A 14,902-nucleotide genomic window follows, 5' to 3' on the forward strand; every position below is an offset into this window, starting at 1 on the left:
TTCAGAAGGGGCTTTTAAATTAAATCATAACCCATTGATATTTCAATGATCGATATAAAGTCATGCGTCAGCACTGGGCCATATTTCAAGCTATTGATAATCTTTTTATTCTTTGTTATACCTTGTTTGAAAAAAATGTATAAAAATAATGAGGGGGTTCCTAATCCTTCTGCTACTGCTAAAATATTTTGATACCCGGAACGTGACCATCCAGCTTGGCAATATACATAAGCTAAGAGAAAAATTAACCCATAAATTTTTTTATTGGCAAGGAGAAAAAATATGGAAGAGGCGAAGAATGCTGCCAATGGCGGAGATGCGGTAAAGAAAAAGAGTTTTTTAAAAAAGATATTTATATCCAAATGGGTTATCATCATAGTACTCATCTTGGGTGTTTTCGGGTATGCCACATGGTGGGGCATAAGCTCCTGGAAGGATTTTACTGCAAAAAGAGGTGGACAAACCCATGAGACGCAAATTACCCGGAAAACAAACGCATCCCATGACATTCACAGCACGGCAACGGATACCATGCATGAGACCCTAAGCACGCATCAGCCCGCCGCGCAAAAACATAATTCCCACGCCCCTTCCCAGCATGCGGACGAATTCCCAAAACACACTCTCCCTCATACGGCTTTTAATGAAAGCGCCGATGAGAATAAAGCTGCCGGTCATGAGTCTGCAACACCGACAGCCGAACATGGGACAATGCATGCCGCGCCGGTGCGCACAGGTCCCCGCGGAGTGGCCTTTGTTGAAGCCTGCATCAAGCCTCTTGATCATGAGTTAAATCACAGGTTCTGGGGATGGCGGCCCAATGACATCATCAGATTTACTGATAATATTAATAATTTGCAATTGGGCGTTTTAGAAGTGACCCGCAGAACAGCTGTCGCTCTGGCGGAAAATCTATCACGTACAGGAAGAGCCGATGCCTATGTCCCCGGCTTGGAATACGCTATGAATTCATTTATGATAAAGCCCTCCGAATATATGTTTCCATCGGCTGAAAGCAAATATCAGGAAGGTTTGGACGAGTGGCGAAATTACCAGAAGATGCTGGAAAGAGGAGATGCCCGATTTTACCGGCGGCTGGACAATCTGGTACCGCTACTCAAGGCATATGAAAGCATCCTGGGCAGTTGTGATGAAAATCTGGTCAAGGAATTGGGGCATATCAGTTCCTTTGATGCCGATGATGTCTTTTATTACACAAAAGGCGTCGCCACTGCCATGAGTACCATCCTTGAGGCGGTAGCGATAGATTTTGATGACACCATCGGATCGGTTCAAGGCATGGATTTGATCCACCACACGATTGAAGCCCTTCATCATGCCACACACATGGATCCCTGGATCGTTCTGGAAGGCAGTCCGGATGGCATACTTGCCAACCATCGTGCCAACATAGCAGCGTCCATCAGCCATGCACGCTTCTATCTTGACGTGCTGTCCAGGTCACTGACCGGCAACTTGTAACGCATTTTTGTCAACAACCCCTCGGCTAAAGACCGAGTGGCTTGAGAGATAACTTTCAAGCCAAGTTGATTAGCCTAAGTTCTTTGAGAACTACGTTACTGTAGAATATATTGTAGGCAGCTTGGAATACCCCACTCGTTCCAAAGTCTGCGGTTTGTGTTTTTAAACATCTCTGAGGGTAGGAGAAGTGATACAAACTTTAAACCTACGGATAACATTGGCGAAGTGGATCACTGGTTTTTAAGGTCCCAGAACAGAACTTGAGAGTCTCTGTTACAAAAATCTTAAACCTTCAACTGAAGGCATGTTGACAAAAGACCTATGCTACTGTCCTAAATTGAGTGCTTTTCAAAAATGGATAGGCTGAAGCACATCACAATCCGTCAATTCATAATCAAAAGAGTCTCAATGAGCGTTTGTGTAAAGAATTTGAAAGACCAGATTAAAAAAAGGCTGTAACTCAAGAGTATAGGAATTTCCAGTACCCAGTACCCAGTACCCATTCAAGGCGGAAACAATTTTTAACCGGAGGAATATACAATATATTTTGAGGATTAAAAATTGTTTCCAACGCCGAAGTTGGGCAAATTAACAAAAACTTGATCATCAACTATAAACCCATGGCTTCTAAAGCAAAGGACATAAGGTATTATAAGCCTGCCCCTTTCTGAATAAGAGGCTTTTTCGGTTAGTGCTAGCCTACCGGAAGAATTGCTTTGTTATATTGTTCGTTCAGAACTTCCGCCATGGCAAGATAAATGGCGCTCAGTCCGCAGATAATGCCTTCAAAGCCGGCAATAATTCCAATAAGATGTGAACCGGTCCAGTCTTTGATTGCAAGAAGAAAAAATAATACCGTCAGCGATGCAAAAACAAACTGAAGCCCTCTGTTCGATTTTAATGTCCCGAAAAACATGAACAGTGTAAAGATACCCCACATGAATAGATAGCAGGCCATGAATTTTGCAGGCGTCGGATCTGCCCAGCCGAGTTTGGGCAATAGAATAAGCGCTACCAGAGTCAACCAGAAGTGGCCATAGGATATGAATGCCGTAACGCCAAACGTATTACCTTTTTTAAACTCAAGAATACCGGCGATAATCTGGGCCAGACCGCCATAAAAAAGTCCCATCGCCAGAATCATGGCACTGATTTCAAAAAAACCGGCATTATGAATATTCAAAAGCACCGTTGTCATTCCAAAGCCCATTAATCCGAGCGGTCCTGGATTTGCCAAAGTTTCGTCTTTCATCATCTACTCCTGTTTCCAAAATAATTAAAAAAATTTGTAAAAACAATACGTTTAAAAATTCTTCTGCCAACTTGCCCGGAAGATTCCACAAGGGGGGGGAAGGGAATCCGTCAGGCGGTTAACAGATGATTTCAAAGCATCTGTAATTTTTTTTAGTCTTTTTTTAAAAAGACTCGTCTGTCAATTTGTCCGAAAGATTCCACAAAAAAAAGGGGGGGAGGATGGAACCCGTCAAACGGTTAGCAGATAATTTAAAAGCATCTATAATTATTTTAATCTCTTTTTAAAAACATGCTTCTGCCAACTTGCCCGGAAGATTCCACAAGGGGGGGGGGAAGGGAATCCGTCAGGCGGTTAACAGATAATTTCAAGTGATTTCAAGGCATCTATAATTTTTTCTTCATCTCCTTCATACAAAATATCAGCACCAACAGCTCATAAAAGCAATCTCAATCAAAATTGTTAAATATTTATTAGTGAATATTAGCAAGCATTGTGCCATTGATCTATTTCCGCCGTTATAAATCCGGTTTATTGCCTAAATAATTATCTCATCTATCCATTATCATTATCAATAATCGGCATAGTTTCGTTCTGCTGAAAAAAGGGAATGGCGGGGGAAGCGTTAGACGGAAAACACAACACTTTGAGCGAAGATGGCCCAAACCAGCACAAGGAAAATATATAACGTATTGAAATACAAATAAATAATTAAATGGGCGTTTTTGTCCCATTTTGGGTTAGACAAAACCCATGGGTCACTATCTTGCCATAATATAACTTTGAGTCGATGGAAGAAAGATTTTATATAGCGCTTATGAGCCCGTGGGCCATCATCTTGCGATAGAGTGTTCTGCGGGAAATACCTAATTTTTTAGCAGCTTCTTCTCTGTGCCACCGACAGTGCTCAAGAACAGAGCGGATAAGTTGTTTCTCAAATCGACCAACGGCATCCGTCAGCGGAAGGTCTACGGCTGAATCGCAACCGTCAATCACTCCTGAGAGGATTTCGGCCGGAATCAAAGGAGGATCAGAATCCGGAAGAGCCATAAAATCAAGGCTGTTAAGGGTAATGTACCTGCGGAGAACATTCTGCAGTTCCCTGACATTTCCGGGCCAGTGGTAATTGTATAGCTTTTTTATGTCTTTTCCGGGCAAGGCATCGAAGTGACGGGATGATTCCATCTGGCCGAAAAAATAATCGGCAAGGAGCGCAAGATCCTCCTTCCGTTCACGAAGGGGCGGGATATCTATTGGTATCACATATAAACGGTAAAAAAAATCACTACGGAGTCTGCCCTTTTTAACCTCCTCCAATAGGTTCAGGTTGCTTGCGGCAACAATCCTGAAATCGGAATAGAGTACCTCATTGCTTCCGACCGGCGAATACCCCCCCCCTTCTATTGCCCGCAGGAGCTTGACCTGCATGTTCAGGGAAAGTTCTGCAACTTCATCAAGAAACAGGGTGCCGCCCTGTACATGGGAAAGAAAGCCTTTTTTATCATTATATGCACCGGTAAAGGCGCCTTTTACATGACCAAAAAATTCGTTTTCCAGAAGAGATTCAGAAATGGCACCACAATTGACAGGGAGAAATGGTGCATTTTTTCTTTGGCTGGTATCGTGTATGGCCCTTGCAACCAGTTCCTTTCCCACCCCGGATTCCCCGTGGATAACGACACTGTCAGCACAGGCGGCCGCTCGTATAATCATATCATAGACCTCCTGCATTTTTTGGCTTTTGCCGATGATATTGCAGAATTTGAAACGTTCTCCTATTGAGGACCGCAACAATGAATACTGTTTCTGGAGCTGTTCGGATTCACGCTTCATGGCCTCTTCCCGAATTTTACGGAAGGTAATATCCTGAAGTGTTGTAACTGCGCCTGTAATATTACCTATATTATCAAAAACAGGGGCTGCCAGAAAATATATATATCTTGCTTTTCCGTTAAAATTTTCAAAATAGTCTGTTGCTTCCCATGCATTCGGCACAATATTAGATTGGGCTGGATTTTTTGTGCCGTATTTTTCAAGAAATGTTTCGTAGTCCTGCTCAACAACAAGATCGGCCAGAATGGGCCGTTTTTTGGGATAAAAAATCTTCCATTGGTGGTCTGTGCCGACAATCTCTTTAGCGGAAACGCCGGTAAGAACTTCACAGGCTCTGTTCCAGATCTTTACCTTATGGTCGATCCCTATGGCAAACTGGGCAATCGGCGTATACTCAAGCACAATAAAATCCGGCTCCGAAAATAGCTACTTTTTATATCGCATTCAACATTTTTCTGACATCTTTCAGGTATATCACACTTAAGCCCTGAAAGACTAACAGGCTACATTTATAGCAGTTTATGCAAATTATAAAAAGTTTATTTTGCATATGATTGAACAGTATACGCATGCATACAGAACAAACGGTACAAAAAATTGGTAGTGCCGCATTCAGCCGGAGCTAAATCCCAGTCTTACAATTAACTAAAATTAAAATAAAAAAATTAATTACTTAGAATAAAAAAGGAGACTGAATTAGTTCGTGCCCATTCATAAATATCCTTTTTGCCCAATTGTGAGCGGAACTCTTTTTCGGCCTTGATCATCATTTGGACTACCGTGTAGGTTGGGTTGAACGAAGTGAAACCCAACATTTTGTATTTGTTGGGTTTCGTTCCTCAACCCAACCTACCTTCCACGCATTGGCCGAAACAATGATCAAGGCCTCTTTTTCGAATTCGCGTTAGATGAAAATTTTAATCCTCTACCTTGAAATTGAACAAAAAGTCTTATTTGTAAGACGGATATGAACGAATATAGTCGCCCTTTCGTGTCGATTACGCCTTTTGCAATAAAATACCCCTTAAGACCTGATCCTGAATTCTAATTATATAAAATGCTACCAACACAAAAAAAAGATCATCACCAGCGCAAAGAAGAAAAGATCATAATCAGCCCTACGAAAAAAAGAGCTGATGAGAAAATTCGTGCGGTTTGAACTGCGGTAGATTGATCGGCACCAACTGAATCAGACAAACTTTTGTTGAATGGATCAAACAAAACCTTAGTAAATACGAACCATACACACATAACACAAAAGACTATCTGCATTAAAATAGTGCCAACGACGCCAAAACAACGATTTGTAACTTTTTCGGTAGACATTTAGCCCCCCCCCCTTTTTTTTGTTGAACATTTTGATTAAATATTCCTCAAGGACTAACTATTAAGTTCAGTCGACCGGGGAGAAAAGTGCTTAGCACTTTTGGTTCCAAATCTATCTAAAAACCATAGCGTTCAAAAATTTCCGACCCCCCCGGATCAACCGCAAATTTTATCGGCCTTAAGTTTTTATATAGGCTGGTTATAAATATTCAGAGAACAATTTTGATTTATAATTCTATTTTTCTTTTTTACAGACTAAAAAATAGCTAAGGGAAAGTCAAGGATTAATTTTAGCAATTCTAATTTAATTCTCGCACAAGTCTTACATAAAAATCGAAAAAAAACACACCAGATTACCAATTATGCTGAATAGTCACTGAAACTAAAGAATTAATTGCAGTTCTTCCTGTAATTTAAGCACCTCTTTAATTATATTTCTAAGCGTCTCCTGCTCTATTGCTGTAAGATGAATTAGCGGGATTGTGTTAGATGGCCAGTCACTGTCAAGTATAAGGCTTACCTGCCAATTTATTCGCAGATGCATAAGAAAATTATACATTTTCTCAATCTCTTGAGCCTTACTTTCAGAAATCAAATCATATGCCATCAAATAATTTAACCGCAACATACTATTTGTTTGTTTTATAGAATAAAATAACGCCATGGTTCTTAAATACCCGACAATTGGTATGAGGAGCTTTTTAACATCAACTCGTTTTCTATCAAATACCGGCTTACCGGCAGCGACTGTTTTAACCAACTGGCTAAAGAATTCATCTTTACCTTTTAATTCTTCATATACAAAATCAATGAGCTCTGATGATAATTGTTCACTTCCAAAAACCAGGCGCATGTCAAAAAAGAGGGAGCTGTCGAGAACATTTAACCCAACAGGGTTGTTAATCCATGTTGAAAATATATGCTTCCATTCATCAATATGGTTGCACCACTCAGGATTACCTGCCATTAAATCACCTTCGCAGCGCGCATAACCTATCTTATGTAAATTTTCATTTATTATCACCGAAAGACGTAAAAAATATTTTTTATTATCATCAGACTGCTCTGCAAAAATTATGGCATTATCCTGGTCTGTTTTGAGTGTTTGCTCACCTCGCCCTTCGCTTCCCATCGCTATGAATGCGAACTCACAAGGCGGCTGCCCTACTTCGGCGATTGCCATTTCTATCACCCGCTTATTTACAGCATCAGCGATTGAGGTAATTATGCGCGATACACTGCTGATATTATCCGTGCTGGTAAATATTGCCTGTATGAGTACAGGAACCTTATTATAAATATTCCGTATATCAATGATGACATCACACTTTTGTATCTCCTGTATTAAAAATGTCAGTGAATTATTTTGCATTTCAAGACACTTAAAATAACTGAGGTTACCATAAATTCTATTATTATGATTGGTAACCATAAGGTGTGAAATGTTATGTTCCCTGAATAAGAGTACAGCTTCGTACAGCAAGGCCCCCTGGTTTATACTGATTACCGGCGATGTCATTAACTTTACTATCGGGCTATCCATAGTGATTCCATTGTTCATTAAACGACTTCGGATATCTTTATCGGTTACAATGCCTACTGTTTCATCGCTGCTTCTTACGCTTATAATTTCGCTACGCTTATTATTCATCAGCTCAATAACTTTCCATATCGGCATATCTATATCGCAATAAACATTTTCATTTACCAGATTCTTAACCGGTTGGTTCATTAATTGAAGCGAAAGCTGAACATCCTCAGACAATTTCTGGGTATCAAGCCTGAGTCTGTTCTTTTCAGTAATATTTTTTATAACAATGATGTATGCTGTGCTATCCGACTGTTCAACCTGTGTTACATAAGCCACAATATGTTGGTAACCTGCTTTATGTTTCAAAAGCTCGGTTTCAAAAGCGTGTGTTGTATTGGGATTTTTAATTCCTGAAACCATTTCATCCCAACTTAATTTAAACAGTTCCGAAAAACTGGTTCCAACCAGCGACCCGGTTTCATTATCCAGCAGGCTGATAAATTTACTATTAGCAAATACAACCTTACCTTCAACGACCATTAAGGTGCCTTCGGTTGATGCAGCCACCAGGCTTTTATATCTCTGGTTAGACGACCTTAATTCATTTACAGCATCTTTACGTTTTTGCTCAATTATCCTGGTCTGCTTTAATACATAAACAAGAATTACAATAATAATACCAATAATAAGAATCGATATTCTTAACAACTTGTCTCGCAACCGTTTTATTTCCTGTCTTACATCATCAAGATATATACCGGTACCCACTATCCAGCCCCACTCTTGGAAAGCTTTTATATACGATAGTTTCGGCACTTCGTGCGAAGCATCATTTTTCCTTTTCCAATAGTATTGGATTACCCCTTCACCCTTGTCATTTACTAAATTAACGGCATCGGCAAATAACTTATTCCCAAATTTATCGACAAAATCGACCAGGTTTTTTCCATTTAAATCAGAACGATATGGATGATTAATCATTACAGGATCGGTGGTCGTAATCCAGAAATAATTTTTCTGCTCACGTCCATACCTCATCCTGCCCACCTCCTCGGCAGCCAAAACTTTCGCTTCAGCCAATGTTATCCGACCGGCCTTGTATGCCTCATCATATTCAGACAAGACACTCCAGGCTGTATTTGTTAACTCATGAATCATTTCCTTTTTTCTTTCCATCGCACTATGCTCAAACATTGGAATAATAATTGCATAAAACGAAACAATAAACATGACGATACTTCCGACACCTAGTACCGTTGATACGACTATACCGGATGTAAATTTTTCACTACTTTCTTCGACTTTCATATTGTTGTATATCAATGTCATCAGCTTGTTGTATATCAATGTCATTTGTTTAACCGTTGAAAACCCTATCGTTCCCGAATTCATGAAGATTTGCGTGTCAAGGTATTACAATTCCAGCATTATACCTTTAATAAATATAGACCACATCCGACAAGAACAGCTCCATCGACTATATCGTGTTAATATAACAGTTCATATGTTAAGGGTAAACATAATTTTTCCAGTTAAAAATACCTGTTACTGCCACCTAAGCCAGAGAGAGGCACTGCATTCTGATAGACATCTTGCGCCCAAGGCCGCGTGGCGCCAAGTTTTCAGCTTTTATTTATGTTTCATAACTGGGATTGACAAAAATCAAGATGCTGTTTTAAAAAGGAAAGAGGATATCCTTAGCATAAAAAAGCAAATTCTAATAAATAGTTCTTGCATTCATTAAGGGAAAGAGGTAGAGAGTTTCATCTAGATATTTGTTGAGGCAGTGGACCATTTTTCTAACCAAAATTTATACCTAAACACACCGAAAGGTGCGTGATTAGATCCAACAAAAGATCGGCACAAGGTAGGAGAGGAGAAGGAGATTTAAAGATGGTAGCGAACAATGGAAAGTCGTATGTCGAACAACGTAAAAAAGCAAGCGAGTTTAAAACTCGAGCTGAGTATCTTGACCATGAACTGACGATTATGAAATTCCGTCGCTGGGGGATCAACTTGCCCTTCCGGGATTACAGCATCGAAATTGAGGACTTTGTGCCGGCCCTTGCCGCCACCATCGGAAAGGTTGTAATGGTAACCGCTATGGTAGCCGCCTTTGCGAATTGCGATGTGTACGCCCATCTTAATCTTACAAGCGGCGACTTCATTGCACAGAATGTTCGGTATGAGATGCTGATCGCAGGCGCTGTCTTTGTCTTGCTTTTTTCGGCATTCCTTAATCCGAACACAAACCTTGCGGGTACCCACGGCCCGATGATTCCCCTTATCCCGATTGCCGCCTCGGCCGGCGGGCATCCGCTGGCACTGGGTATCCTGATAGGTGTATTCGGCCTTATTCTCGCCATCACAAAGGGCGGTTCCAAGTTGATGAATATAACCGGCATCGGCGTCCGGGGCGGGCTTCTGATCTATCTGGGTGCTGTTGGACTTATAGGACAGATCGGAAAACTTACAGCATGGGCAGAAAACGGGGGCGTCTCCAAGGTTTCCTTTGTGGCCATCGGCATAACCGTTCTGGTCTATGCCTACCTGGCGCGTATCCAGAAACGCTGGCTGGCCATCCCGCTTTGTTCCGCCATCGCAGGCATCATCGCATTCGCAATGGGCGCTGATTTCAGCTTTTCCACCCCGCCGGGACTTCCCCCTTTTGATCCCATGTGGTGGTGGGGTACGGATACAGGGTGGAAAATGGGACTTCCCGGCCTTCCGCAATTCATCGCTGTTGTTCCGTTCGCCATTCTGGCCGTTGCCATGTGGTCGCCGGATTACCTTGGACACCGGGTATTCCAGGAACTCAACTATCCGAAAGAGGCCAAAGACGTCCTCATGGACGTGGACGATACCATGATGGTGGCATCTATTCGCCAGGGCATTGGTTCCTGCCTTGGCGGCGGCAATATCGCCTCCTCCTGGGGGACGTACATGATTCCCGCAGCCATTGCCAAGCGCCCCATTCCCGGGGGTGCGGTTCTCACCGGCATTTTATGCGTAGTGACCGGTATACTCGGCTATCCCATGGACCTTGCCATGTGGCAACCTGTTCTGCGGGTGGCGCTTATTGTTGGGGTATTCCTGCCGCTCCTTGAAGCAGGAATGCAGATGGTTAACAGCCATAAGAATTCCCAGAGTGCCGGCACCTGTATTTTTGCCTGCGCCTTTGTAAATCCGGTATTTGGCTGGTCCGCTGCCATGCTCCTGGACAACCTGGGGCTCATCGGAGATACTGATCGGGCCAAAACGCTTTCCTGGAATGAAAAACTTATCATCCCGGGCATCATGTTCCTCGTCTGTACCATTTCCCTTGGGCTGGTAGGCCAGCTTCCCGGTATACCCGGCATCTTCTAAAAAATGACTGCCGCCCGGTTGGCGGCAGCCATTTGAAAAGCCCGTCGATATATGTTATCGGCGGGCTTTATACATTATAAGGCTTAACCGTTATAACCGGACAGCATGCTGTTTTCAAAACCTTTTCTGCGACACTGCCAAACACTAACCGATTAAAACCTTTATATCCATGGGTACCCATGATAATCAGTTGCACGTTTGCCCAGTCAGCATAATTTATAATTTCCTCTGCAATATCGCCGGAGATAACTTTTCCGTTAATATCAGATACACCCAAAGCATTTAACTTTTCCTTATGACTTTCTATAAAGATATCCATCCGTTCTTTAGCGACATTAAGCAAATCATCTCTCATATCAGATAGATTCGTCGGCGGCGTAAAGAATGTTGAATAATCCTCAAATTTTTGAACAACAAAAATAAAGTCAAGAGATGCTGAAAATTTTCCAGCAATACACGCAGCGGTACTGACAATCGTGTCTGTATTATCTGAAAAATCTATAGGGGTTAAAATACGTTTGATATCTCTCATAAACGCTCCTTGTATTTAGGGTTTACGACGCATTTAAGGGCCATGGCCCTGAATAGTTGCCGTTCTTTAAGGGTATAATTTGATAATATAATTCAAACCGAACCTTGTCAATCTGTCGGCGTGTTCAACCACGATTCTGTTGATAGATTTGTCTAAAAGCAATTTCATCAACTTGGGTCGTTTATCATTTAAGCCACTTGCACACTCCTTGACTATTTGATTAACTATCCATTTGATGATCGAATGAAAAAATGACTTTTGTTCCGGAAGACTTTGAAACACAATCATTTATATGCTAATTTTCTTTGTTGAAAAAACAGCCCAAGGATACTGAAGTCAACTACCCCTCGGCTAAAGACCGAGGGGCTTGAAAAAGCCCCAAAGTTGACCAGTCTAAGTGCTTCGAGCACTACGTTAGATCGGAAACAGGTACCCTGGGGTGCTCGCCAGCTCCAGGTTCTACGGCAAGTGGTTAAACAGGTCTAAGGGGTTAAACCGGTGCTGCTTGCGCCAAACCCGGTCATAACATTGACGCGGCAAACATTACCTTGGAAACAAGAGGATTTTAAAATTGAGTGTATTTGTTCTGGATACAAACAAAAAGCCGCAGAAATGGAGTTGGTTCGGTTTGACATGCAGAAGATACAGAATCCCGAAATGTCCGGTGTCGCGTATCAGCAGGGGGAACTCATGGGGTATGAGGTACGGGAATACCTTCTGGAGAAGTGGGACAGAACGTGTGCCTACTGCAGCAAACTCAATTGAAAAAAAAAGTCAGCTGTCAGAAAAAGCGGATCGTTTAACATTAAAACGGTGGACAAAACAGTACAGGGCATTAGCTGGAAATACTGCAGGCTGCTTCACGCATCTGACGGCTATTCCTACAATACGACGTGCTAAGGTCGGGTGCCTGGGCTACTATCTTAATTATAAGGAGGACGGAAATTCCTCCCCTGAGCTAAAGACTCAGGGGTTTCCTTGCCGCATTTTATGAAACTTGAAGAACATGTAAAGCACACCGAAGAACTTTTTGGTATACCAGGACGGGATATACACCAATGGCTTGATGGCTTTTTTGATACACGCTCATTTGAAAGACTGCTTGCAGGGCAAAGCCCGGCTAATTATGACCCGTATTCCCATAGAAAATTTCGTCATTGCGTTGAGGGGTTGGAGGAAGCTTATGAAAAATTTGAGGGCAAATATTCTCGTGAAGAGATCAAAAATGTATTTGAAACACATGTAAAAGATGACTACAGGGGTTACCTGCCCAAAAGAGAAGACTTTGAAAACGGTACGTTCACAGAACAATATCACGATGCCGCAGAAACTGAAGATAAAAAAATATTGAGTTTTGAAGAACTTACCGATTATTTCCAAGGCGAATCCTACAATTACCAAAAAGAAAAAAGCCAAAAATTTTTTGATAGTTTCGGCAGTCGGATTGTGTTGCCGACTATATTGGCGATAATACTCTTCATCTGTTATATATTTTATTATGTAGTGCCTCTCTTTGAAAATAACATGCTAAACCAGAAAAAGCTGATGGTAAAGGAGTTGACGGAAACAGCCGCAAGCGTGATTGCACACTATCAAATATTAGAAGAAAAGGGGGTGCTTAGCCCTGACGAAGCTAGACAGCGTACGATCGATGAAATAAAAATGATGCGCTACGGCAGCCAGAATAAAAATTACTTTTTTGTCATTGATATGACCCCTAAAATGATACTGCATCCCTATCGTCCGGAGTTGACAGGCAAAGATTTAAGCAACTATACAGATGAAGAAAATAAAAGCGGCAAAAAACTGTTCGTTGAATTCGTTCGCATTGTAGAATCCAATGGAGAGGGATATTTAAGATATCATTGGCAATGGAAAGATAACCCGGACAAAACGGCGGAGAAACTATCATATGTAAAAGGAATCCCCCAAAGAGGCTGGATTGTTGGTACGGGTATATATATCAATGATATTGCAGAAGAAAAAGAGTCTTTACAGCTGCATATTTTCCAAATCGTCGGTGTTACGGTTGACGGGCTATTTATGCTGTTGGCCTATTTTCTTTTACAAAGCAGACGCATTGAAAATGACCGTAAAAAGGCTGAAGAAGGTTTAAAAGAAGTTAAAGACCGCTATCGGGCGCTGGTCGCATCTTCAAATGAAGGCTTCCTTCTGAGTGTAGACGGCAGAATTATATATTCAAACTTCAAGTTGCAACAAATGTTAGGATATAGTGATCGAGAGCTTCATCAAACAGATTTCTGGAATATTATATTTCCTGATGTGGAAAATAACAGCAGGTTAAGAGAGCACTTGGGCAATGTATTCAAAAACGAATCTGACTCCGGAGAATTTGAAGCTGTCGCGGCTGATTCTGTTGGAAATTTTATTGATGTTATTGTTACAACATCTCGTATCTTTTTATCTGAAAAACACGGGCATGTTATTTCTCTACGTCCTATTTCTCGTAAAAGCCATATTGGGGTTGGAACCGCCACAAGTATTCCGACTGACTATAAACCAATTCATGCTTTTCTTATCAAAGAGATCAGGGAGAGTAATAGAATTGGGCATGTTGTCCAAAATATGAATAAACTGCCGGCAATTATTCGAGAAATGGTTGATACAGGAGCTAAACCGAAAGCGTTGTGTATGGTGATCGGTACGACTTATGATGAAGTTATTGTTCGTTGTATCGAGTTGTCAATCAATGAAATCGGTCAACCACCGGTTGATTTTGCATTCCTTTCCCTTGGCAGCAATGCAAGGCATGAGATGACCATGTTCTCAGACCAGGATAATGCAATAATTTTTGAAGATACCACACAAACAGCTTCGGATAAGATAAGGGCATATTTCTTGAAACTTGGAGATAAGGTTTGTAACAAACTCAATGCTTCCGGGTATCATTTCTGCCCGGGGGGCATTATGGCGTTACATCCTAAATGGTGTCTTTCTGAAAAAGAATGGCATAAAAAACTGGAACATATAATGAACGCCCCAACGCCTGACGGGTTTCTTGAATTCAACATATTCTTCGATTTGAAATGTACTTATGGCGATATTGATTTAGCAAACTCAATACATTCACAAGTTCAATTATTAATGCAGCAGCACCCTCTATTTATCACTTATTACGCGAGAAATGCGTTGATATATAAAGCACCGCTTAATGTTTTTGGCGGGTTAAAAACTGAACGACAAGATGGCGCAAGAACGTTGAATCTTAAAGAGGCACTGCGTCCTATTGAGATTTTCTCAAGAATTTATGCCTTAAAGCATGGAATTAATAATGCAAATACGATTAAAAGACTGAAAGAGATTCGAGAAAAGGAAGAAATATCTGAAGAATTCTACAAAGAAACTGTCTATATATTTTATAAAATATGGGAATTAAGATTTTTCAATCAGATTATTAAACATTCCGGCTTGCACAAAGTGAATGATGATTTAAACATTGAAGAACTCAATAATTTAGAAGTTGAACATCTAAAGCAAGTTATTTCCAGACTCTCAATGCTTAGAAAAAAAATCCGTCTTGATTTTTCCGAAAGCGTTTCGATAGAGAGATGATCCCCCC

10 protein-coding genes are annotated in these 14,902 nt (G+C 41.2%); 4 read left to right on the forward strand and 6 right to left on the reverse strand.

What is annotated here, in order from left to right:
• The first annotated feature begins 282 nt into the window (after positions 1-282).
• A complete protein-coding gene (locus HXW94_RS04060; RefSeq protein WP_178365621.1) occupies positions 283-1,482 on the forward strand; it encodes a DUF2333 family protein in 1,200 nt (399 codons plus the stop codon).
• A 694-nt stretch (positions 1,483-2,176) separates the two neighbouring features.
• Here the strand turns inward: HXW94_RS04060 and satP are convergent.
• From satP to HXW94_RS04080, 4 genes are all read right to left on the reverse strand, one after another.
• A complete protein-coding gene (gene satP, locus HXW94_RS04065) occupies positions 2,177-2,737 on the reverse strand; it encodes an acetate uptake transporter (RefSeq protein WP_246293726.1) in 561 nt (186 codons plus the stop codon).
• 801 nt (positions 2,738-3,538) lie between these two features.
• Positions 3,539-4,969 (reverse strand): sigma 54-interacting transcriptional regulator, encoded by a 1,431-nt coding sequence (locus HXW94_RS19400; RefSeq protein ID WP_178365622.1) that lies wholly within the window; start codon positions 4,967-4,969, stop codon positions 3,539-3,541.
• 681 nt (positions 4,970-5,650) lie between these two features.
• The gene (locus HXW94_RS04075) at positions 5,651-5,893 is read right to left on the reverse strand and encodes a hypothetical protein (protein ID WP_178365623.1); all 243 of its coding nucleotides are present in this window, start codon (positions 5,891-5,893) and stop codon (positions 5,651-5,653) included.
• Between the two features lie 382 nt (positions 5,894-6,275).
• The gene (locus HXW94_RS04080) at positions 6,276-8,732 is read right to left on the reverse strand and encodes a DUF294 nucleotidyltransferase-like domain-containing protein (protein ID WP_178365624.1); all 2,457 of its coding nucleotides are present in this window, start codon (positions 8,730-8,732) and stop codon (positions 6,276-6,278) included.
• Positions 8,733-9,317: 585 nt separating this feature from the next.
• Between HXW94_RS04080 and HXW94_RS04085 the strand changes: the two genes are divergently transcribed.
• On the forward strand, positions 9,318-10,790 hold the full coding sequence (locus HXW94_RS04085) for a DUF3360 family protein (RefSeq protein ID WP_178365625.1): 1,473 nt from the start codon (positions 9,318-9,320) through the stop codon (positions 10,788-10,790).
• A gap of 67 nt (positions 10,791-10,857) precedes the next feature.
• On the opposite strand, the gene HXW94_RS04090 is transcribed toward HXW94_RS04085, so the two are convergent.
• Both HXW94_RS04090 and HXW94_RS19190 read right to left on the reverse strand, forming a co-directional pair.
• A complete protein-coding gene (locus tag HXW94_RS04090; RefSeq protein ID WP_178365626.1) occupies positions 10,858-11,322 on the reverse strand; it encodes a universal stress protein in 465 nt (154 codons plus the stop codon).
• A 66-nt stretch (positions 11,323-11,388) separates the two neighbouring features.
• Complete coding sequence (locus tag HXW94_RS19190; protein ID WP_218576558.1) at positions 11,389-11,610, reverse strand: recombinase family protein; 222 nt, start codon at positions 11,608-11,610, stop codon at positions 11,389-11,391.
• 210 nt (positions 11,611-11,820) lie between these two features.
• On the opposite strand from HXW94_RS19190, the gene HXW94_RS19795 reads away from it, so the two are divergent.
• The gene (locus tag HXW94_RS19795) at positions 11,821-12,087 is read left to right on the forward strand and encodes an RRXRR domain-containing protein (RefSeq protein WP_343054548.1); all 267 of its coding nucleotides are present in this window, start codon (positions 11,821-11,823) and stop codon (positions 12,085-12,087) included.
• A gap of 213 nt (positions 12,088-12,300) precedes the next feature.
• A complete protein-coding gene (locus HXW94_RS04105) occupies positions 12,301-14,895 on the forward strand; it encodes a DUF294 nucleotidyltransferase-like domain-containing protein (protein WP_218576560.1) in 2,595 nt (864 codons plus the stop codon).
• The last annotated feature ends 7 nt before the right edge of the window (positions 14,896-14,902 follow it).

Source organism: Desulfobacter latus, assembly GCF_013389365.1.
GTDB classification, from domain to species: Bacteria; Desulfobacterota; Desulfobacteria; order Desulfobacterales; family Desulfobacteraceae; genus Desulfobacter; species Desulfobacter latus.

Bases quoted from the DNA above. Each gene is read 5' to 3' on its own strand.
- HXW94_RS04060 (WP_178365621.1), top strand. From the start codon at position 283: ATGGAAGAGGCGAAGAATGCTGCCAATGGCGGAGATGCGGTAAAGAAA.
- satP (WP_246293726.1), bottom strand. From the start codon at position 2,737: ATGATGAAAGACGAAACTTTGGCAAATCCAGGACCGCTCGGATTAATG.
- HXW94_RS04075 (WP_178365623.1), bottom strand. From the start codon at position 5,893: ATGTCTACCGAAAAAGTTACAAATCGTTGTTTTGGCGTCGTTGGCACT.
- HXW94_RS04080 (WP_178365624.1), bottom strand. From the start codon at position 8,732: ATGAAAGTCGAAGAAAGTAGTGAAAAATTTACATCCGGTATAGTCGTA.
- HXW94_RS04085 (WP_178365625.1), top strand. From the start codon at position 9,318: ATGGTAGCGAACAATGGAAAGTCGTATGTCGAACAACGTAAAAAAGCA.
- HXW94_RS04090 (WP_178365626.1), bottom strand. From the start codon at position 11,322: ATGAGAGATATCAAACGTATTTTAACCCCTATAGATTTTTCAGATAAT.
- HXW94_RS19190 (WP_218576558.1), bottom strand. From the start codon at position 11,610: ATGATTGTGTTTCAAAGTCTTCCGGAACAAAAGTCATTTTTTCATTCG.